Annotated in this window: 18 protein-coding genes; 5 read left to right on the top strand and 13 right to left on the bottom strand. The window is 50.0% G+C overall.

Annotation, left to right across the window (positions count from 1 at the left end; genetic code table 11):
• Positions 1–38: 38 nt before the first annotated feature.
• Both NX720_RS22260 and ltrA read right to left on the bottom strand, forming a co-directional pair.
• On the bottom strand, positions 39–1,592 hold the full coding sequence (locus NX720_RS22260; protein WP_262596267.1) for a transposase: 1,554 nt from the start codon (positions 1,590–1,592) through the stop codon (positions 39–41).
• 187 nt (positions 1,593–1,779) lie between these two features.
• Entirely contained in the window at positions 1,780–3,000 is a 1,221-nt protein-coding gene (gene ltrA / locus NX720_RS22255) for a group II intron reverse transcriptase/maturase (RefSeq protein ID WP_262597608.1), read from the bottom strand.
• A gap of 785 nt (positions 3,001–3,785) precedes the next feature.
• On the opposite strand from ltrA, the gene NX720_RS22250 reads away from it, so the two are divergent.
• Positions 3,786–4,451 carry a hypothetical protein gene (locus NX720_RS22250; protein ID WP_262597606.1) on the top strand — a complete coding sequence of 222 codons (666 nt, stop codon included), beginning with the start codon at positions 3,786–3,788 and terminating at the stop codon, positions 4,449–4,451.
• Here the strand turns inward: NX720_RS22250 and NX720_RS22245 are convergent.
• From NX720_RS22245 to NX720_RS22200, 10 genes are all read right to left on the bottom strand, one after another.
• Entirely contained in the window at positions 4,435–4,758 is a 324-nt protein-coding gene (locus tag NX720_RS22245; protein WP_262597605.1) for a cupin domain-containing protein, read from the bottom strand. The two genes, NX720_RS22250 and NX720_RS22245, sit on opposite strands and share 17 nt — an antisense overlap.
• A 147-nt stretch (positions 4,759–4,905) precedes the next feature.
• Positions 4,906–6,381 (bottom strand): ribosome biogenesis GTPase Der, encoded by a 1,476-nt coding sequence (gene der / locus NX720_RS22240; RefSeq protein WP_262597603.1) that lies wholly within the window; start codon positions 6,379–6,381, stop codon positions 4,906–4,908.
• A 206-nt stretch (positions 6,382–6,587) separates the two neighbouring features.
• Positions 6,588–7,739: an outer membrane protein assembly factor BamB gene (bamB, locus tag NX720_RS22235; RefSeq protein ID WP_262597601.1), complete on the bottom strand. Its 1,152-nt coding sequence runs from the start codon at positions 7,737–7,739 to the stop codon at positions 6,588–6,590.
• A gap of 3 nt (positions 7,740–7,742) precedes the next feature.
• Entirely contained in the window at positions 7,743–8,417 is a 675-nt protein-coding gene (locus tag NX720_RS22230) for a YfgM family protein (RefSeq protein ID WP_262597600.1), read from the bottom strand.
• Between the two features lie 75 nt (positions 8,418–8,492).
• Positions 8,493–9,734 (bottom strand): histidine--tRNA ligase, encoded by a 1,242-nt coding sequence (hisS, locus tag NX720_RS22225; RefSeq protein ID WP_262597598.1) that lies wholly within the window; start codon positions 9,732–9,734, stop codon positions 8,493–8,495.
• Between the two features lie 136 nt (positions 9,735–9,870).
• On the bottom strand, positions 9,871–10,926 hold the full coding sequence (locus NX720_RS22220; protein ID WP_262597596.1) for a RodZ domain-containing protein: 1,056 nt from the start codon (positions 10,924–10,926) through the stop codon (positions 9,871–9,873).
• Positions 10,916–11,653, bottom strand: coding sequence for a type IV pilus biogenesis/stability protein PilW (gene pilW, locus NX720_RS22215; protein WP_262597595.1), 738 nt, complete (start codon positions 11,651–11,653; stop codon positions 10,916–10,918). The genes NX720_RS22220 and pilW overlap by 11 nt, the downstream gene beginning before the upstream one ends.
• A gap of 111 nt (positions 11,654–11,764) precedes the next feature.
• Positions 11,765–12,910 (bottom strand): 23S rRNA (adenine(2503)-C(2))-methyltransferase RlmN, encoded by a 1,146-nt coding sequence (gene rlmN / locus NX720_RS22210; RefSeq protein ID WP_262597593.1) that lies wholly within the window; start codon positions 12,908–12,910, stop codon positions 11,765–11,767.
• 47 nt (positions 12,911–12,957) lie between these two features.
• Entirely contained in the window at positions 12,958–13,389 is a 432-nt protein-coding gene (ndk, locus tag NX720_RS22205; protein ID WP_262597592.1) for a nucleoside-diphosphate kinase, read from the bottom strand.
• Positions 13,390–13,620: 231 nt separating this feature from the next.
• A complete protein-coding gene (locus NX720_RS22200; protein ID WP_262597590.1) occupies positions 13,621–14,931 on the bottom strand; it encodes a CAP domain-containing protein in 1,311 nt (436 codons plus the stop codon).
• 159 nt (positions 14,932–15,090) lie between these two features.
• Here NX720_RS22200 and NX720_RS22195 point away from each other — a divergent pair, with 159 nt between their 5' ends.
• A complete protein-coding gene (locus NX720_RS22195) occupies positions 15,091–16,341 on the top strand; it encodes a DNA polymerase Y family protein (protein ID WP_262597589.1) in 1,251 nt (416 codons plus the stop codon).
• Positions 16,342–16,412: 71 nt separating this feature from the next.
• On the opposite strand, the gene NX720_RS22190 is transcribed toward NX720_RS22195, so the two are convergent.
• A complete protein-coding gene (locus tag NX720_RS22190) occupies positions 16,413–17,054 on the bottom strand; it encodes a GntR family transcriptional regulator (RefSeq protein WP_262597587.1) in 642 nt (213 codons plus the stop codon).
• Between the two features lie 214 nt (positions 17,055–17,268).
• Here NX720_RS22190 and NX720_RS22185 point away from each other — a divergent pair, with 214 nt between their 5' ends.
• The 3 genes from NX720_RS22185 (at position 17,269) to NX720_RS22175 (ending at position 21,418) form a co-directional block, all read left to right on the top strand.
• Positions 17,269–18,627, top strand: a complete 1,359-nt coding sequence (locus NX720_RS22185; protein ID WP_262597585.1) for an FAD-dependent oxidoreductase — start codon at positions 17,269–17,271, stop codon at positions 18,625–18,627.
• Between the two features lie 70 nt (positions 18,628–18,697).
• Positions 18,698–19,822 (top strand): mandelate racemase/muconate lactonizing enzyme family protein, encoded by a 1,125-nt coding sequence (locus tag NX720_RS22180; RefSeq protein ID WP_262597583.1) that lies wholly within the window; start codon positions 18,698–18,700, stop codon positions 19,820–19,822.
• A 12-nt stretch (positions 19,823–19,834) separates the two neighbouring features.
• Positions 19,835–21,418, top strand: coding sequence for a BCCT family transporter (locus NX720_RS22175; RefSeq protein WP_262597582.1), 1,584 nt, complete (start codon positions 19,835–19,837; stop codon positions 21,416–21,418).
• Positions 21,419–21,468: the final 50 nt, after the last annotated feature.

Genomic DNA, 21,468 nt, shown 5'->3' with positions numbered 1-21,468 from the left:
TAGCTTCTCACGGTTCTGAGCAGCGTTTTTTTAAGTCATTAGCCCGATCGAATTAATGGTTGCATCGTAATAACCTGCCCTTTTTTCAAAAATTTTGAGACCGCTTTCGTTAAAATACGACACCATGCGTTAATTGGATTCAACTGCGGTGCGATACTTTTGATTGAATCAAAAAAATCACACAGTTCACTTTGTAATTTCGCAATTTTATACATCCATCGATGCTGGCTTGTCAGCTTTATTTTCTTTTGGTTGCCAGAGTGGGTCAGCTTGCCAATTGAACTCATTAATAAGGGACGGCTGGTAATTGATTCTTTATGGGAGTCCGGATTACTCAATCGAACGTATAGCGTCCACCAGTTGTAAACCAAGGCAACCATTCGGGCCAGCATTCGACATCTTGCCATATCTTTTGTTACATAACCGCCCCAGCCCCATTGGTTTTTGATTTCATCAAAGTTATTTTCACAGTCAGCCCTATTGCGATAATGATTAATGATCGAGACTATATCATTATCAAGAGATGTGACCAGAACCGAATACTCGTAAGCTTTTATATTTTCTGGCTCTTCTATTAATGCTAACGTTTGTTGACGTTCTTTTATTCCTTTTTCCAACATCGGTATTTCATTTTCAGGACGCCGTCTTCGAACAATAATTATGCGTCTTTCTTTTTTCCAACCTGACAGTTTAATTACGGATTCTTTTCCCTCCCAATGGTTGTCGTATTTTACCCATCCTCCGCTACAGTGTGCATTCCCTATGGCTTTCTTAACGTTGTCGTGCTTCTTCATTTTAAAAAGATAATGACAACCAGCATCTTCCAATTCGCTCATTACCCGGTCACTTCCCCAATCACAATCACCACGAACAAATTCAGGCCAGCAGCGTTTTGGAAGTCGATTTAATAGCTCCATTAAACCGGGTAAAGAGTATTTACTTTGACTTTGATTTCCGGGTCTGACTTCAACCTCCAGTATTAATTTAAGATTAGCCATCATATATGAGTGGTAAGTATGAGAGGGTCTCCCTTTCTTATGTGGGTTATAGCCATTAACCGCTCCTTCCTGATGCCCATAAATGGTTTTCACGGTAACATCAACATCCATAATCCATGGAATGGTTAATAACGGATCAAAACAGAGATGGAGGTGTTTTTGCATCCATTCAACGCCTTCATCTTCGTCAATCTTCTTTAAACCACGCCTGGCAGAATCATCGCTGACAATTTTTTTCATCCCGAGCAACTGAGCGTTTACTTTATCACCAATAATTGTTCCGATATGCGCATAGCGTTTATGTCCTGAAAGAATGGAAAGCATTAATGAGCCAATCACATCCACTTTTTGAGGGGCGTTTGGGCTTTTATAAGTTAGTGGGCAATCGTTAATCCAGGGTTCAAATCGGTGACCTGTTTTTAAAAACTGTATAAAAAAAGGAAGCTGTCCCATTGGGGTGACCGATGCTTCAGGCTCCCACTCGACATGAATTTTACCGTCGAAAGAATCGACTTCGAGTTTGACGGATAAGGGATCTTTTTTCATTTCAGACAACTCACCCTTTGGGGGAGTGGGTTTTGGTGGTCGAACCATCTTCGAGCCCTCAATATTGTTGAGGGTTAGAGTTTAGCTCAGGGGTTAACCGCTGAATTTAGGTTAATCTTGGAGCAAAGAATGCCATACCTTCTGAATAGGTTTACTGTCTCAGGAATCGGGTAGCCGGAGGTCTCTAACCTCCAGCCCCCACATCACACCGGCGTGCGGGTCCGCACCGGGCGATTCACCGAGGATGGTGAAACCTGATCCACAAGTCTTTCAGGGAAACAAGCCCGAGTTTACTGAGATAACTGTCGTTTAATGCTAACTGTGCCGCATAGGTTTTGCTTAGCCGGTAATACCCTTTGCTACTGCCTGCAATCGAGGCGGCCTTGATGTGATCAACACCTAACCTGATTAAATTTCTGTATCGGGTTTTCGGCTTTCGCCATTGCTTGATAAAACAACAGCGAATCCGCCGACGTATCCATTGATCCAGTCGCGGTATGGGACTGTAATATTCGGTTATCCTGAAATAACCCATCCAGCCCCGGATATATTCGGCCAGCTTCTTCAAGCGATATTCCATCGATACTCCCCAGCTTCGGCCAGTGAGTTTCAGGATTTTCCGCTCAAAACGGTTCAGACTCTTCTCCGACCAGCGGATTCGCTTCCCTGTGAAGGTAAAACTCAGGAACTCAGCTTCGGTAGCTTTCACCACCTTGCTCTTTGTCGGGTTTATCCTCAGTTTCAGCCTGCGCTCAAGGTAACGGGTGATGCTTTCCATCACTCGCTCCCCGGCTCGCTGGCTGCCAACGAGGATCACAAAGTCATCGCAGTAGCGTGCGAAGCAATGCCCCCGGTACTCCAGTTCCTTGTCCAGGTCATCGAGAAGGACATTCGACAGCAGCGGTGAAAGTGGACCGCCTTGTGGCATACCTACCCGAGTTGGGTAGCATTGCCCATCAATCATGACGCCAGCACGAAGGTAGCGGCCAATCAGCTTCAACAGACGCTTGTCGTGAATCTTTCGAGAGACTCTCGACATAAGAACATCGTGGCTGACCGTATCAAAGAATTTACTCAGATCAACATCAACCGCCTGATGCAGCCCCTGCTTAATGTATCGATTAACCTGTTGTACGGCATCTTGTGCAGACCTTCCCGGTCTGTAGCCAAAGCTGCTGGGAGAGAAGTCAGGATCAAAGATGGGTGATAATACCTGCACAATGGCCTGTTGTATCACTCGATCCATGACTGTCGGGATGCCCAGCAGCCGCTCTCCACCATCGGGCTTTTCTATAACAGCCCGAAGGACGGGAGATGGTCTGTAAGTCCCATTGAGTAAGGCTTGGCGAACTGAAGACCAGTGCTGACGGGCAAAGTCAGTATAGGCTTCAATGGTGATCCCATCTATTCCGGGAGCCCCTTTGTTGCTTCTGACTTGTTTCCATGCTTTCAGCAAATTGGCAGGTTCCAGTGCGCAACTCAGTAGATCGTGGTTCAAAGCTGGTTAAAGATTCTTTCGCCAACCCCAGTGAGTCGCCGGACGGCTGCACTGTGTTGAGGGAATCAGTCTCCTCTTTTCATCGGTGTTCAGTCCTTCGTTGACGACTTCCAATCGGATTAACGACTCCTGTCGAACAACTACTATGACGTCTGCTGACTTCTGTTCAATCACCACACAGAATTACTTCTGCAGGCGCTATTGGTGGTCATCGGGTTTGCTCGAACAGGGTGATGAACCCTGTTCGCCGAGCCTGTTGTAACCAGTGGCTGAGAACTGGGATTGACCAATCGCATGTTGAACAGACCTCCCCGGATAAGAGCATGAACTTTCAGTACACAACCGCCGCATTTACCGTGTCTCTCAAACCAGAGGGCTTTGTGATCTTTGGCTCACTCGCCCACGAGTCTCGGCCTTGTATGCGATTTCTGTCCGTCGGCTCGCACTTTTGCAGTCAGACTGCCTCCGCACAATCCCTCGCGAGATTGCACTTGCCTTAAGCTAGTGGTTATCATCGGTGGGCTTATTCGGCTCCAGATCCGATGCTGGTTTACCCACAGGGGACTTTCACCCCATAAGTTCATGCCCATGCCGGGCGTACCAAAGCAGTTAGTGCCAAATGAGATCGCCCTGGTATAGCCAACGAACACTCTTGCCATTTAGTCGCAAGCATGATAGAGAAACGACCTGGAAGAAGTTCTGTTTATTCCATCGCACTTTGGCATCCACAAAAGGATAAGCAAATGTACAAACCCAGCTCTCATTCCAGTTTTGATATTTATCGCCAGGACAATATGGTCAGACTGGAAGACCCTACTAAAATCCATGACACAACTCTATTAGAAGGTGCAATTCATTCCGAGGCTGGCAGCGCTTCAAAACAGCATGGCATCCAAAATTATTTTACCGGCTATGTATTTCGAGGTGACATCAAACCTCCGGAAATTATTTTTCAGGCAGGGTTTGCAAAAATCTATTCAGACCAACCCACGGTACACTCGCTGACGGCAGGTTCCAGCGGCAGAAGAATGAAGGGCGGCGTTTCGACAACTATTTGCGTACAGGTGGCGGGCTGGTTCACCATCCATGGGGTCGATGCAGAAGCCGGATACGTATACCTCATTGACGCCTCAGAGTTCAAGGGCATTGCCGTAGCAGAAACTCCCCAGTCCGCACTGGGCAGCTGGTTCCCACACCTCACCAACGGGATCTGCGATGTAAACTTTACACATGCGATCCCCAATACAAGCATTGTCGGGGTGGTATGGCCAGACAAATACTACTCTCCGGAAGAATCATGCTGGCGCTCGGCACCGGCCACCGCTTTATCCCTGGCTATAAACCCGGAATATGAAAAAGGCATAAAGGGTGTTCAAAAGGTTAAAAAACTCTTTAGTTTATGGGGGTAAAATGGACTGCAATCCACAAGGAATCCTGATCCGGATCGGTCCACTCTACCCGGTGCCTTAAATGGGCTGGCAGGTGCAAGGCATCACCGGGGGATAACTGAATCAGCTCCTGCTTCCCTTCAATTTTCAGCGACGCCGCCCCGGTCAGCAACACCACCCACTCATCCCGATCCTGGTCATACCACTCAGCTTCCGGCGTCACATGCCCTCTGGAAACAATACGCTCTATCGTCACCCCTTTGCCTTCAGCCAGAACTTCGATCAATTCCTGCGGTAATGACTGGGGAATATTGTCAAACAGATTCATCACTGCCTCCGGAAAACATTTAAACTATCAGAAATATAACGGGCTTTTGGCTGTTAGTTTTTAGCTGTTAGCTGCTCGACACCCATCAACCAGCAGCCAACAGCCAACAGCCAACAGCCAACAGCCAACAGCGGTATATTCTAAGCCTCAGGAAGTCCCTTTTCTGCGAGCCTGCACCTTCTTCTTTTTCTTGTTCAGCTTTTTCTCGCTGACCTCAATGGTACGACGCTTATGGGTCACCTTGCGGCCTTCCCCCGTATTCTTCCGGTGCTCACGCTTACGGTCTTCATAAGGGTTCTCGCTGGTACGGAACTCAATACGAATCGGCGTTCCCATAATCTTCAGCACTTTACGGAAGGTATTTTCCAGATAACGCTTATAAGAAGCAGGCACTTCATCCGTCTGATTACCATGAATAATAATCGTTGGCGGGTTCATTGCCCCTGCGTGACAGTAACGCAGCTTGATACGGCGGTTACGCACCATAGGCGGCTGATGAATTTTTGCCGCGTCTTCCAGAATCCGGGTCAACTGGTTTGTAGACAGCTTACGAGTGGCACACTCGTAAGCTTCGTCAATCGACTCATACAGGTGTCCAACGTTCGTACCATGCAGCGCGGAAATCATGTGAATCCGGGCGAAGTTGATAAACTCAAGACGGCGCGACAACTCTTCCTTCACCCGCTTGCGCTCTTCTTCCTTCATGCCATCCCACTTATTGACTGCAATCACCACCGCACGCCCGGCATCCAGAACAAAGCCCAGCATGTGCAGATCCTGCTCCACAATCCCTTCCCTGGCATCCACCACCAGCACCACCACGTTGGCGTCTTCGATGGCTTTCAGGGTTTTGACCACCGAGAACTTCTCGGCAATCTCATGCACCTTGCCACGACGACGCACACCGGCGGTATCAATCAGGGTGTATTCCTGTCCAAAACGCTCATAAGGAATATAAACACTGTCACGAGTAGTACCCGCCTGGTCATAAACCACCACACGGTCTTCACCCAGCAGGCGGTTAACGAGGGTTGATTTACCCACATTCGGGCGACCGACGATACCAATTTTGATACCGCGCGCTTTCACCGTTTCCGTTTCGTATTCTTCATCGAACTCTTCCGGGTTCAGCGCCTTGTTCTCTTCCAGTACGCCATCAATCATGCCACGCACACCACGACCGTGAACGGCTGCGATATGGAATGCCTCACCGAATCCCAGAACAGCAAAGTCCGCTTCTGCCTGATCGGCATCAATGCTGTCAGTCTTGTTGAGTACCAGATGATAACGCTTATTCTGCTTACGCAGATGGTCAGCAATCATCTCATCCGCCGCCGTCAGACCCGCACGGGCATCCACCAGAAACAGAACGATATCTGCCTCCTGAATAGCCGCCAGGGACTGCTCCGCCATAACGGAGTCAATGCCTTCCTCATCGCCACTGATACCGCCGGTATCCACAACAATGTAAGGACTGGCACCAATCTTTCCTTCACCGTATTTACGGTCACGGGTTAAACCAGCGACATTCGCCACCAGTGCATCACGAGAGCGTGTCAGCCGATTAAACAGGGTGGACTTACCCACATTGGGGCGTCCCACCAGAGCAATAACAGGAACCATATTCTCTTACCATCAACGTCACCGGAGGCTTTCTTTAAACAGAGGATCTCTTAACAAAAAGCAGCCCGGCAACATTTTAAAACGAACTGCCGCAAGAACCCTATGGTTTTCACAGCAGTTTTAAAAACACAAAACGGGCTGAACCTTTTCAGGATTCAGCCCGATGAAAGACCAACGACCAGAACCGACAGGGTTCTGGCTAAGTATTATTTTCTATCCAGTGCGTACAGCTTGCCTTTGGCATCCAGCACAAACAGCAGGTCACCAGCGGCTACCGGCTGCGCCTTAATGGCTGTCCCTACTTTATAGCGACCCGCCACACTGCCATCAACCTGGGACAGCAGATGCACATAACCATCCAGATCACCTACCGCCACATAGCTGCTATAAGCAGTCGGCGCACTGACCTGACGATATTCCAGCTGATCCTGACGCCAGCCAACCGCACCGGTACGCTGATCAATGGAACTGACATAACTGTCCTGATCCGTCAGATACAGGGAACCAAACCCGGAAGACATGGACTTGTAACTGGAAATTTCACGATTCCAGCGCACCCGGCCACTGTACATATCCAGTGCGGCAGCATTGCCCTGATAGCTGACCATAAACACGTTATCCCCCACAATCAGTGGTGACGAGTTAATATCAACCATACGTTCCAGCTCCGAGGAGCCTTTCGGCAAAGCCACTTTGCTGACCCACAATGGCGTACCGTCTTCAATGCGATAAGCCCTGGCTTCACCACTGTGGAAACCGGCAAAAACAGCACCTTTTTCAATACGTGGAGAGCTGGAGCCACGAAGCGTCAGAGCTGGCTGCAGATTCTCCTGCGACCAGATGATTTTGCCATTTTCTGCGTTAATAGCCGTAACGGTATCGTCAATAGTTTGCACAACCACCGTATCGCCACTCACCTGAGGGACAGAAATCACTTCACTGCTAACACGGGTTTCCCAGAGATCGCTACCATCTTCAGCGTTCAGAGCCAGCACCCGACCATCCAGGGTACCCAGCAGCAACATGCCCTGCATGGCATTAATGCCACCACCTACCTGAACACCCAGCTTGCGACTCCAGAGCCGTTTACCGGTCTCAGCCTCCAGCGCTGAAACAGTACCTTCAGCCCCGGCAGAATAGATGACATCACCAAAAACAGAAGGTTTCAGCCGCTCATAACCGCCCTGAACACCTTCACCAATGCTTTGAGACCAGACCTGTTTCATTTCAACACTGGCTTCAAAACTGGTCAGGGGTTTAGGGGTGCGAACCTCTTCTTCATCCTTGGAGAACATACCACAGGCCGTCACACCCAGTGACAGGGTGACAACCAGTAGCGATCTGAAAAACCTTTCCATGCATTAGCCCTCTTGTACGTTAGCTGCCAGATCGTCCAGTTTAAATTGCAGAACAGGCAGGGACTCTCCGTGTTCACGGGCAGCGTCCAGCGCTTTCTGGTAGGCGTCGCGCGCCTTGTCCAGCTGACCCAGTGCTGCATAGGCGTCTCCACGCACACCTTCAACGGTTGCAATAAATGCCTCATCCGCCTTGCCAGCAGCCAGAACATCCAGCGCCGCCTGCGCATGTTCATCACCCTGCCCCAGAATAACCCGGGCCAGACGAGCGCGAGCCACCTGCTCCACTTCCGCTTCAGGCTTGTTATCCAGCACCCACTCCAGAGAAGCGCGGGCAGAGGCAAGGTCATTCTCCAGCACTTGCTGCTGAGCCTGAATCATGGTGGCGAACGCAGCATAGCGGGTACCACTGTAGTCGTCCTGCAGATTGCTGACCACATGGGTCATCGTGGCTTTCTGCTCTTTTGACAGGGTTTCAGCCATCTGAGCTGCCTGAGTGGTTTCCAGCAGATTCTGATACAGGGCAGAAGCCGCAGAGGCGGTTTCATGCTGATTCTTCTGATAAGCCTTGTAGCCAAAAATAACCGCCATGGTAATCACTACACCGTAAACGGCTGGCTTGCCATATTCATTCCAGACGCGCTTAAGCAGCTCAACTTCTTCTTCGTCAGTACGGTTCACACTCTTACTCCTGAGAAACCTTTTTTAATCATCTCAGCCACCTGCATCTGACAGTCGCAGATACAGGCATCAGGGTTACTTTGCCTGCAGGTACCCGATCACTGCATTAACGTCCATTGTCTGCTGAGGCTCATCACCGGTCAGAGGCTTAATGGTGACTGTACCGGCTGCCAGCTCGTCTTCACCAATAATGAGGGCAAACTCCGCACCGCTGTTGTAGGCGCGCTTCATCTGTCCTTTGAAACCACCACCGCAATTTACCTGCATGCGAAGATCCGGCAAACGGTTGCGAATGCTTTCCAGCACCGGCATGGCACGCCCACTCACACCCTCACCACGGGTGACGACGGCAACATCGATAGTCTTGTTCACGCTATCCGGAATCAGATTCAGGGTTTCCAGCAACAGAACCAGCCGTTCCTGTCCCATGGCGAAACCAACAGCAGGGGTCGGCTTACCGCCCAACAGCTCCACCAGAGCATCGTAACGGCCACCGCCACACACGGTTCCCTGGGCACCCAGGCTGTCTGTAATCCATTCAAACACGGTTCGACTGTAGTAATCCAGACCTCGCACCAGGGTTGGATTTACCACATAGTGAACGCCTGCCGCATCAAGAATACACTTCAGTGTCTCAAAATGCTCACGAGACTCATCATCCAGGTAATCCTGCAAAACAGGCGCACCTTTAACGATTTCCTGAGTACGTTCATCTTTACTGTCGAGAATACGCATCGGGTTGATACTCAGACGACGCTGACTGTCTTCATCCAGCTCAGACTCGTATTGGGTCAGGTACTCAACCAGGGCTGAACGATAGTTCTGACGAGCCTCCAGCGTACCCAGCGTGTTCAGCTCCAGGCGAACATGCTCAGTCAGTCCCAGCTCTTTCCAGAAACGGGCTGTGAGAAGAATCAGCTCGGCATCAATGTCCGCACCGGCCATACCAAAGCTTTCCACACTGAACTGGTAGAACTGGCGGTAACGACCTTTCTGCGGACGCTCATAACGGAACATGGGGCCGGACGTCCACAGACGCTGAACCTGGTTATACAGCAGGCCATGCTGAATCGCTGCGCGTACACAGCCTGCGGTGGCTTCCGGGCGCATTGACAGGCTTTCACCATTGCGGTCAGCAAAGGTGTACATCTCTTTTTCAACAATGTCGGTACCGGCACCGATACCACGGCTGAACAAGCCACTGGGCTCGACAATAGGCATACGCATCTCGCTGTAGCCGTAGCTAGCCATCAGCTGCCGGAATTTACCTTCAAGATATTGCCATGCCGGACTCTGATCTGGCAGGAGATCGTTCATGCCACGAATAGCTTTCAGTTGCTTTGCCAACTTCTGACGCCCTCTAAATCCTCAACTGTGCCGACCAGACCGAGCTGGCCGGGCAAAAGGAGCAACTATAACGGTTCCGGCTTAATGATAACAGTCAAAATACAGATTAACCGGCATCTTCAGAGCCAAGCACCAGGCTCACCACATTGCGACCCGGTTCAGTGGCCTTCACCTCTACCGGTTCGCCATGAAAGGTGGCAGACTGAACACCGGCTACGTTGCCAAAGCGCACCTGAATGGTATCAGGAACTTCCAGATCCAGAGTGGAGCCTGCTTTTTGCACATCGGTATAAAGGCTTTTGCCCGCCATATCACGAACCTGAATCCAGCAATCCTCAATAAAGCGAATCACCAGGTGCGTCTCATCCGGCAGTGCCGACTCAACGGGAGCAATACCCGACACTTCCTGCTCTGTTGTCTGAGCAGCCTCATTATTCAGTGCATCCTCAGGGGCGTTGTCAGACACCGCCGGAGCAATCGGCTCTTCATCAGGCTGAACGGAATCCACAGCCTGTTCTGGCACTGCCTCTGTCATCAAAGGCGACGAATCAGCAACAGTCAGTTCAGGCGTTAAAGGCTCATGTGTCGCTGAGGGCTCATGTGTCGCTGAGGGCTCTGGTATCGCTGAGGGCTCCGAGACTTCAGCAACCACTGCCGCATCGGCTTCACGCCCACCACCCCAGTTGTAATAGCTGAAAGCCACCACCAGCAGAATAGAAATAATGCTGACCGCACCGCCAATACTCACGACAGGAGAAACCTGGCGGCGAATCTCTACATCTTTCCCTTCCGATAACCTGGGGGTCTCTTTACCACTGTCCCCGGTGAACAGATCAAACCGGTGAATAATATCATCCGGATCAAGGTCAACCAGGCGGGCATAGCTTCGGAGGTAGCCACGGGCAAACATCAGCCCCGGCAATTTATCAAACGCACTGCATTCAATGGCATCAACATACGACGCAGGAATTTTAAGAGCCTCCCCCACCGCTTCGGTTGTCAGCCCTTTATGCTCACGGAATCGTTGTAATCGCTCCCCCGGGGATTCTAAGCCTTCTTCTCTTTCCTGGTCGTGTGTCGAACGGACATCGACATTTGCGGGTTCATCCAAGAGGCTTTCACTTTTTGTATCAATCTTTGTTTCTGATAAGTCAGTAGTCATAACTGCTTCGACTCCGGGTATCCCGCCCCGCCTTTGGGTTGGAATAATAACGCTGCAGCTCATTAGCATAACGGGCTGCCGCGTTGTTGTCGCCGTTGGCTCTGGCCAGCCTGATGCCCAGCTGCAGGCTACGCTCATTCTGCGACGACAGTGTGACAAATGTCTGATAATGCTCCCAGGCCAGAGGGTGCTCCCCCTGCTCATACAGCAGAGAGGCGAGCTCCAGCCGGGATCTGGGCAAATTGGCATTCAGTTTCAGGGATTTTTCAAAATTTTGCCGGGCCAGACCGCGCCGCCCCTGTTGCAGCGCCACCAACCCCATATTCTCAAAAACGCGACTGCGCTGAGGATAGCGAACATCGTCTCCAGCCAGTGTAAACTGACGGTAAGCTTCGCTCAAACGGTTTTGGCTGAAAAGAAATGCACCATAGTTGTTATGTATTTCTGCCGAACCGGAACTGAGAGAAAGCGCTTTGCGAAACGACTGTTCAGCCAACTTGTCTTCACCTTGCAGCTGATACACCAGGGCAAACATAGCATGCACATCCGGCGAGCCGGGTCGAAGCTCCAAAGCCCGGCTCAGAGGTTTGATGGCATTTTCGGTATAACCCTGTTGCACATACCCCCTGGCCAGATCGATATAACTTCGGACTGCCTGATTTTCATCCGGCGGCCGACCGTCTGTGGACACGCATCCCGACAATATCACACTCAGCAATGCGAACATGAAAGCTGAACAAAGCTTCCGTTTTGCAGTCATGTCACTCCCCAGATTATTAGTACTGCCAGTCAGGGCAACACGCACTATTCAAGAGGCGCATCGCTCTGCAAAGGCTTATCAGGCTTCCAGCTGCCTGGCTTCGATATAACGCTGGCTCCGGCGGGTACGGTCATTGACCTGCCCCACCAGCTGACCACAGGCAGCATCGATATCATCCCCCCGGGTTTTGCGCACGGTTGTATTGAAACCCGCAGTCTGCATTTTCTCCTGAAAACGGCGAACGGCATTATTGCTGGGTCGCTCATAACCGGAATGGGGGAATGGGTTAAAGGGTATCAGATTCAGCTTGCATGGCACATCTTTAAGCAGTTGAATCAGTTGCTCTGCATGTTCCGGCTGATCATTTACACCTGCCAGCAGAGTGTATTCGATGGTTACTACACGACGATTGTCGGGCAGAGAGTTCATGTAAAAATCAATAGCGTCCATCAACTCAGCCAGCGGATACTTTTTGTTGATGGGAACCAGCACATTACGCAACTCGTCATTCGGCGCATGCAGGGATACCGCCAGTGAAACATCCGTCACCTCGCCCAGCTTGCGCAGCATAGGCACGACACCGGAAGTACTCAGGGTGACCCGACGCTTGGACAGGCCATAACCAAAATCATCCATCATCAGGTTCATGGCGTCCACGACGTTGTCGAAGTTCATCAACGGCTCACCCATCCCCATCATCACCACATTGGTAATACGGCGATCTATTTTGGCGGGTACATTGCCAAAATGACGGGCTGCCACCCACACCTGACCAATGATTTCAGCCACCGTCAGATCTGAGTTAAAACCCTGCTTGCCGGTAGAACAGAAGCTGCAGTCAAGGGAGCAGCCTGCCTGAGAGGAAACACACAGGGTGCCACGATCCCCTTCAGGAATATAAACGGTTTCAACACAGCTGCCACTGGTTACTCTCACGACCCATTTGCAAGTACCGTCTTCGGAAAAGTGGCTGCTGACGATTTCAGGCCCGCGAATTTCAGCGACCTGTTTCAGTCGCTCGCGCAGAGCCTTGCTGACATTGGTCATGTCGTCGAAGCAGTCAACACGTTCATGGTGAATCCACTTCAGCACCTGTTGAGCGCGGAATTTCTTTTCACCAATGCTGACAAAAAAGGCTTCCATCTTACTGCGGGACAGACCCAGCAGGTTGGTTTTAGCCATTTCATTCTCTTCAGAGACGGACTGACCGACTGTTTCTGACATTTCTACACCTCAAAATTACCGGGCATGAATACCCGGCAATCGTACTATCATCTCGTTCGCGGACAGACATCCGCTTCATCAAAGAAATAAGCGATCTCCCGAGCTGCTGATATTGGAGAGTCAGAACCGTGTACGGCGTTTTCGTCAATGGTTTGAGCAAAATCCGCACGAATGGTTCCGGGCGCTGCTTCTGCCGGATTGGTGGCTCCCATCAGTTCCCTGTGCAGGACAATAGCATTGTCTCCCTCCAGGACAGACACCACGACCGGACCAGATGTCATAAAGGCCACCAGATCAGGAAAAAATGGCCGTTCTTTATGTTCTGCATAAAAGCCTTCTGCTTTCTCCTGACTCAAATGAACCATTCGTGAGCCAACGATATTCAGACCTGCTTTTTCAAAGCGCTTGTAAATTTTACCGATTACATTTTTGGCAACAGCATCTGGCTTAATAATCGACAAAGTGCGTTCTACGGCCATTTACACTCTCCAAACTTATCTTTGTTCGTGGCCCGTCATTCCAAAGAACAGGACCGTTCTTATAATTCAGTTCGAGACATTCTTTACGACACTCTGCAAATAGACTTACTTACACCAGCATCACTACAGAATGGCATGGCGGCATTGTAAACGATGACAGTGAAACTGTCAGTCTTTATGATCCGCAGCCCGTCGTCGGATTACACAGTGGCTGACAAGCCTCCATACAGTCTATTCCGTGGCATTAATGTTGATCTTCAGGTTGTTAACAGCAGCTTCTATAACCAGCGTGTCAATGTAGGACTGAATTTTGATCAGATTATCCTCCAGCATTTCAATCTTATAGTTGGCTGATTCGCCCCAGTAAGTAATTTTAATGTTACGGACCGCCTCCAACGGAGTCAGTTTCCAGTCAATAGCAAGCAGTTTCTCCTCTCCCTTTTTGACGGACAATGTCTGCTGAAGGCTTGAAATTCTTATTATTTGCCCTTCTGGCTTGCGGACGTTAAATACAGATTCCTCAGTCTGCAATCCACGGCTGGCGTCGTGATATTTCATCGCTATCCGGTATTGACCACCCCAGTTCAGGGGCCGTTGCGGTAACCAGGCATTCAGACCTGGCTGGTTTACAAACAAATCTTTACTCACCGGTTTTATTGGTACGATTTCACCTGAACTAACATCAACCAATTCCACCGACAGGTTGAAAATCTGCTCTTGTGTCTCAGGAAGTAGTTCAACACTGATCATCTGCCCCCTTAACGGGCCGGGGCTATCATCATAAGCACCATAATTCGAGCCCTGCGGCTCAACCACAGCGCCATGAAACGGATACTTCACAACACCACTTTTTTGCTGCTGAACCAGCCTGTCTGCGTCATCTTTGACAAACGACTCCATGACTCCCAGGTCATTGCCACAAGGAGTCAGCATGCAACTCGTCATACCCGAAGGACAATACCTCGACGCTTCTTTTGCACAACGTTGCCGTCTCTGCTCATCGAATACGCGCTGATAGTCATTGCCCATCATAAAGACATAAAGCCTTTTTTCCTCATCGGGAAAAACTGACTTAACACGGCAGCCATAAAACCCAATATCATTAAGTGCTGGCTCCAGAAAGTTCAATCTATGCCCTATTGAACTCATTAAGCTACTTATGGCTCCAGCCCAGCTCTCACGACCTAACTGAATATTCTCAGCAACACTGGAAATATATCCCTGCTTTTTCGCCCGTTCTCGCATATTGCCTATGTAGTAGGCAGAACCTTCTATGTACCGCTCATCATGCCAGCTAATTTCACCTGCCTTCAGCTCCTCCCTCTGCAGATCATAATGTTCAGACCAGTAAAGGCAGTGCCTGCGTGAAGCTTCTTTCAGGGCAGCGTTAAATTGATAAGCGGGTTTAATGCCAGCGCCTACTCGCTCCCTGTTCAAAACGTCCAAAACCTTTTCATCTTCAGCACTTAACTCATCAGCGCTCAGCGCTACAGAGTTAATCGTGACAAGGACCAGCAACCACCATTTAACAGCTGATTTCATTATTCGTGCACACCTGCTCAAGCTATAACCGACCATTGACTATAGCTATTGCAACGAGCATTGACGTCCAGGAGCCTGACCGGGAAGGCTTTATGGGCTATTGAAAATTTCAATCGCCATTGGCTTGCCTTCAATGCCTAAATACAAAATACTGTATGTATGAACAGCATTACTATAAAAAAGAAACCATGGTCCAGAATGATCGCCCTGATCGATATGAATGCTTTCTTCGCTTCTATTGAACAGTTGGACCACCCCGACTGGCGGCACCGCCCCGTGTGTGTGACTAACGGACGTACCGGAACCTGCATAATCACCTCATCTTATGAAGCCCGGGCTGTAGGCATCAAAACCGGTATGCGCCTGCGGGAAGCCCGCACGCTGGCACCGGACTTAATACAGGCTCCGTCACGTCCGGAACGATATGGCCAGGTGTCATCCAGCATCATGTCAGCACTGGAAAACATTACCCCGGAGCTGGAAATTTTTTCCGTGGACGAAGCCTTCCTTGATATCACCAGTTGCCAGCAAGTGTACGACTGTACGGTTGAAGAATTGGGAGAACGTATTAAAACCTGTGTATTTAATGCCTCCGGCCTGACATGCTCGGTGGGTATCAGTGGTGATAAAACCACGGCAAAATGGGCGGCCAAACAGCAGAAACCAGATGGACTGACGGTGGTTCTGCCAGAAACAGCACAGAAACGACTGGCACCGGTTCCCGTTACAGAACTGTGTGGCATTGGTTCAGGTATTGGCCGCTTTCTCGCTCAGTACGGGGTACACCGATGCGGTGATATGAAACAGATCCCCATCAGTGTACTGGCACAACGCTTTGGCAATCCGGGGCGGCGCATCTGGCTGATGGCCCAGGGTATGGACCCGGACCCGATCCATAAAGAGATAAAAGCACCTCAATCCATCGGACACGGCAAAGTCATTCCACCCAACACCACAGATAAAGCGGTATTGCGTACTTACCTGTTGCATATGGCAGAAAAGGTAGCGGCACGCCTGCGCCGCTATGAGCTGCAGGCACAAACCTTTGCCATTGGCGTCAACACCCGCCGTGGCTGGATTCACCGCAAACTGCAAAGCCTGCACCCAACCGCCGATGGCGACCTGATCATGGCTCTGGCAGATTTTTTTCTGGAGGTTTACTGGGATGGACGGGGAGCGCGTCAGGTACATATTGGTGCGCTGGACCCTCAGCCGAAAGATCGTCAGGGCGAACTGTTCAGTGAGGATCATGCCCGTAAAGACAAATTGCTGGCAACGCTGGACGCCGTTAATCATCGCTTTGGTGAATTTGCCCTGTGCAAAGCGCCTCTGCTTAACCGCTCAGATATGCCAAACGTGATCTCTCCGGCCTGGCGCTCTGACGGACATCGCAATACCCTGAAATCCTGACAGCTTTTTATATTCCTGCCCCTGCAGTCGTCCGGTCTACCTGCAAAAATTCTATCGGCGCACCGTTATCCTCAATAGCTGATTTGTTTCAGGGTAAAGGCATGGAGGTAATCAATTACGTCATTGGCAGCCTGTACTGCACTGACTTTATCGCCTCTGGCGACAGCTTTCATCACTTCAGCATGAAGTAATGCAGGATGTTCTGTGTCTTTTTCTTTATACAAAAACCAGAAGCGGCGCGACAATCCCTGCAGAGGGCGCATTGCCTGACGGATATAATCATTGCGGGATGCTGCCACCAGCTCATTGTGTACCTGCCTCAAATGATGGAAAAATGCCTGATCATTCTGGTCGTGAGCACACTCCACAATTCCCTCTGCCAGTTCCCGCATCTGTTTTTTTTGTTCCCGGGTAGCCTTTTCTGCTGCCAGTCCGGCACAAAGAGCCTCAATAGGGCGACGAACTTCCAATAGTTTTAACTGTTTCTCTACTGTGAGGGTAGGAATCTGGATGCCACGACGTGGATAGATATTAACCATTTGTTCCCATGCCAACTTCTGTAACGCTTCCCTGATGGGTGTACGTCCCATGTCGAGCATGTCTGCCAGTTGCTTTTCGGAGTACATGGCACCTGACTCCAGCTGCTCGAAAATAATCATGGATTCCAGCTGAACATATGCGCTGTCTGTCTGTGAAAGTTCTTTCTCTACCATCGTCCTTTCTCGGTTGTCTGCTCTACCCCATATTTCAGGTGAAGAGCATGGGACAGGCATAATACACCTGTCATAAATCTGCCTGATTAAGCATTAACCGTATTTTGCCTTCTTCTGTGCGTTTCTTGATCTGCGTCACTGCTTTAAAATTTTAGAGAAATATCATTGGTCTATAATTGATATATCACAAACTTTGACGGGTCGCTAGAGCAGAATGAATAACTGGAAATTGATTAATACCTATTGCGGAGACCAGAAAGCACACCCATTGCTCTGCGAAGTAGATGTTCTCGTAGTGGGCGGGGGGTCTGCCGGTGTTGCCGCAGCTACCACCTGTGGCAGAAAGGGTCTGAATACCCTGCTGATTGAAAAATACGGCTTTTGCGGCGGCGCTGCTGTTGCCGGGATGTCCGGAACTATCTGTGGCATGTACCTGGCCAGTGACGATAAAAGCAAGCCACCAGAGCAAGTGGTCTTTGGTTTTACGGAAGAGTTTCGACAGGCTCTGTATCAGCGCGGCGGTCTCACGGACCCTCAGCGTTATGGTAAAACGTTCACCGTCACTCATGATCCACTGGTCTGGCGGGAAGTCGCTGATGAGTTTCTTATGGAAGCCGGTGTTGAGGTGCTGTATCACACCGCAGTGACCGGCGTGGTTATGGAAGGTGACACATATACTGGCGTGGTCGTAGAGTCCAATGCCGGCCAGGCTCTAATTAAAGCAAAACGTATTATCGATGCCAGTGGCGATGCGGCTGTTGTCGCCAGAGCTGGTGGTGAATACTTCTTCGGTGATAACGGCGTCATCCAGAACCCGACCATGTTCTTCCGTATTGGCGGTGTGGACATGAAGACTTACCTGAACTACTACGGTGAAGACACCATCTGCCCCACTAAAGTGACCGAAAAAATTCTGGAACTGAATGCATCCGGTCAATACAGCCTGCCCCGTCACAAAATTTGGATTTTCCCTACTTCCCGCCCCGGTGAGCTGATGGTTAATGCGACTCGTCTGACTGCTCAGGATGGTCGAGTGCTGAATGCCATTGACCCGGTGGATTTTACGGAATCTGAAATTTTCGGACGTCGGCAGGTTCGTGAATACGCCCGTTTCCTGAAGAATTTTGTGCCGGGCTGTGAGCAAAGCTATGTCGTGGATACTGGCGTTGAAGTCGGTATTCGCCAGACCCGCTCTATCGAGGGCGTAGAGAAACTGAGCAATGACGACGTGGTTAATTGCCGCAAACGTCCTGATGGCATTTGCCGCAGCCCATGGCCAATCGAATTACATTCCGGCACCAAACCAAAACTGCACTGGCTGTTGGAAGACTGGTATGACGTACCTTACAACACCCTGCTCCCAAAGTATGGAGAAAACATCATTGTTGCGGGTCGCTGCCTGTCTGCGGAACACGAAGCTCTGGCTTCTGCCCGGGTAACGGCCCAGACCTTTGAGTACGGGCATGCCGCAGGCCAGGCAGTCGCTCTCTCCATAAAAAACAATCGCAGTCTGCGAGAGCTGAGTGGTGAAGAAGTTCGAATTCAGATGAATAACAACGAAAGCCAAAACTAACAACTGATTAAACGTTTGCAGGTTCTGGGGGAAGGAAGCTGTAAACCTCATTTGAGGAACGGGAGTAACAATGAAACAAAGCATTATCAAACGTGTAGAAATGTACGCGGTGGCAGATCGCAACGCCGATACTCTACCCTGGGCAGCTGACCAGGAACCGCTTTTATACACCAATAACATTATCCGCATTCTGTGTGACGATGGGCTGGAAGGTGTCGGGGCAACCATCAGCTACACCGAAAATGATTTTGACAAGAGCATTGTCGAGGCCATGCGCAATATTGCGCCGGGAATTATTGGTAAAAATGCCCTGAATACCGGTGAAATAAATACCTGGCTGGCCAGCCGCTGCACCTGGAGCGGACTGGTGGCTAAATCACCTTTTGACATTGCCTGCTGGGATATTAAGGGGCGCAAGGCCGATATGCCTCTTTATCAAATGTTGGGCGGCTGTCGCAGCAAGATGCTGTCCTATGCCTCCACCCCGATGTTTGACACCTTTGAAGAATACTTCTCATTTATTGACGGCTGCATCAAGCATGGTTTCAAGGCGATTAAACTGCACTGCGCCTGTATCTTTGAAAAAGATTACGAGCTGGTAAAAGCCATTCAGGCTCGCTACCACAAACAGAATGTGGAATTTATGCTTGACACCGCCATGTATTACAACCAGGGCGAAGCCCTGAAAATGGCCAAATTGCTGGAAGAGTTTGGCTGGGCATGGTTCGAGGCACCGGTATCTGACTATGACTATAAGTCCTACCAGCGTCTGGTTCGTGAAACAAATGTCCAGATTTCCAGCCACGGTAACTGCCTGCTGACTTTGCCGGAAGTTGCTCACGCCCTGGCTAACGACATGTGGTCTGATATACGACAGGATGCCACTGTTTGTGGCGGTATTACCGCACTGATAAAATGCTTTGCCCTGGCTGAAGCCCACGGCAAGCCACTGGAAATACAGAGCTGGGGTTACACCATTACCCAGGCAGCCAACCTGCATGTGGCTCTGGCCCATAACAACGGCAAATATTTCGAACAGGCTTATCCCTACGAAAACTTTGAGTACGGAGCAAAGAACGTTATTCGTACTGACCCTGATGGCTTTGTTCACGCGCCTGAATGTCCGGGGCTCGGTATCCAGATGGACTGGGAAGCCGTGAAGGAAGCTTCCATTCTTTCCTACGTGTTCGAATAAGGGGAATGCGAAATGAAACTTGACGGAACTGAAATAGACTTGAAATTAACATTCAGCAGTTTCTTCGCGGTGCTGCTGCTGGGTGTGCTGGCAGTCCTTTACCCGGAAATGGTAAAAGATACCATGAGCATCCTGTTCAACTTCATCGTTATTAACCTTGGGTCGGTGTTTCTATGGTATACCGTATTTGCTACGGCGGTTTTGCTGTATATCGCCTTTTCGAAGTACGGCAAAATCCGCATGGGTGACAGTAAGCCGAAGTTCAGTAAATTTCAGCTGTTTGCCATGGCGCTGTCTGCCGGTATGGGAGCCAGTACTATGTACTGGGGCTTCATCGAAAGCGTGTATTATTTCCTGGATCCACAGTTCGGGATTATTGATAAACCCATGATCATGGAGTACGCCAGCGCGTATAACATATTCCACTGGGGAGCAGCCGGCTGGTTTCTGTACCTGATTGTTGCCGTGCCTTTTGCCGTGGTGTTCTATCTGAAGAAAAGTCAGCGCATGAGCCTGAGCGGAGTGATCAACAGCCTGTACAATGATCGCCTGCCACTCTGGGCGCAGAAGTTTATTGACCTGCTGTTCATTATTACCACATTGGCTGCAACAGCCCTGACACTGGGACTGGGGATTCCAATGATTTCTGCCAATATCGCCAGCCTGACCGGTGTTCCGGACAGCCTGATGCTGGGTATTGGGGTAATTCTGGGACTGTCGGTTATCTTCTCCCTGAGTTCTTATATTGGCATTGAAAAGGGCATGGCACGTCTGTCCAGTGCCACCATTTACATCTGCGCCGGGTTTGTCGGAATGATTTTCATTATTGGGCCAACCGCCCTGATCATGAACAATACGACCAACGCGGTTGGTATCATGCTGACTGAATACATTCGCATGAGTACCAATACCGACCCTTATGGTACAAGCTTGTTCCCTCAGTACTGGACAGTTTTCTTTCTGGCAAACTGGATTTCTTACTCTCCGGGTGTAGGCGTATTTATCACCAAGATTATTGAGGGACAGAAACTGCGTGATGTCGTTATGATTCTGGTCATTGGTGGCACCCTTGGCAGCGCCCTGATTTTTGGTGTGCTGGGTACTTACTCTATGGATCTGATCAACAGTGGTATCATTGATGGTGTAAGCCTGATCGAATCGGGCCAGCCAACAGAACTGGTACGACAGATATTTGGTGAAAGCCCGATGCCTATGGTTCTGACAGCAGTCTACCTGGTGACCATGATTCTGTTCACCGTGACGACCCTGGACGGCACTTCTTTCTCTCTGGCCGGTATTGCCACTAAAAAACTGGATGCCCAGGCCAATGTGTCACCGATGTTCCGTCTGTTCTGGTGCTTGCTGTTGACAGCCCTGCCAATTATTTTCCTGCTGATCCGTGCCGACCTGAACATTCTTAAGTCATTCCCGGTGCTGATTGTTATGTTGATTGTTCCTGTCTTCGTTGCTGCGGCAACGAAAACTATACAGTATCTTTCTGAAAACTATCACAGCATCATGGCCAGTCAGCATGAAGTTGATAAGCGCTTAGGGCTGGATACTGCACGGGAGAAAGTACAACTACAAAGTGCCTGAGTAAACCTGATCCAGTGACCTTTCGTCAGAAACCACTTTCGGGGCTGATC

This window comes from Endozoicomonas euniceicola (genome assembly GCF_025562755.1).
In the GTDB taxonomy this organism is placed as follows: domain Bacteria; phylum Pseudomonadota; class Gammaproteobacteria; order Pseudomonadales; family Endozoicomonadaceae; genus Endozoicomonas_A; species Endozoicomonas_A euniceicola.
Note: the sequence above shows the minus strand (reverse complement) of the source record. Positions and strands in the feature narration are given on the sequence as shown.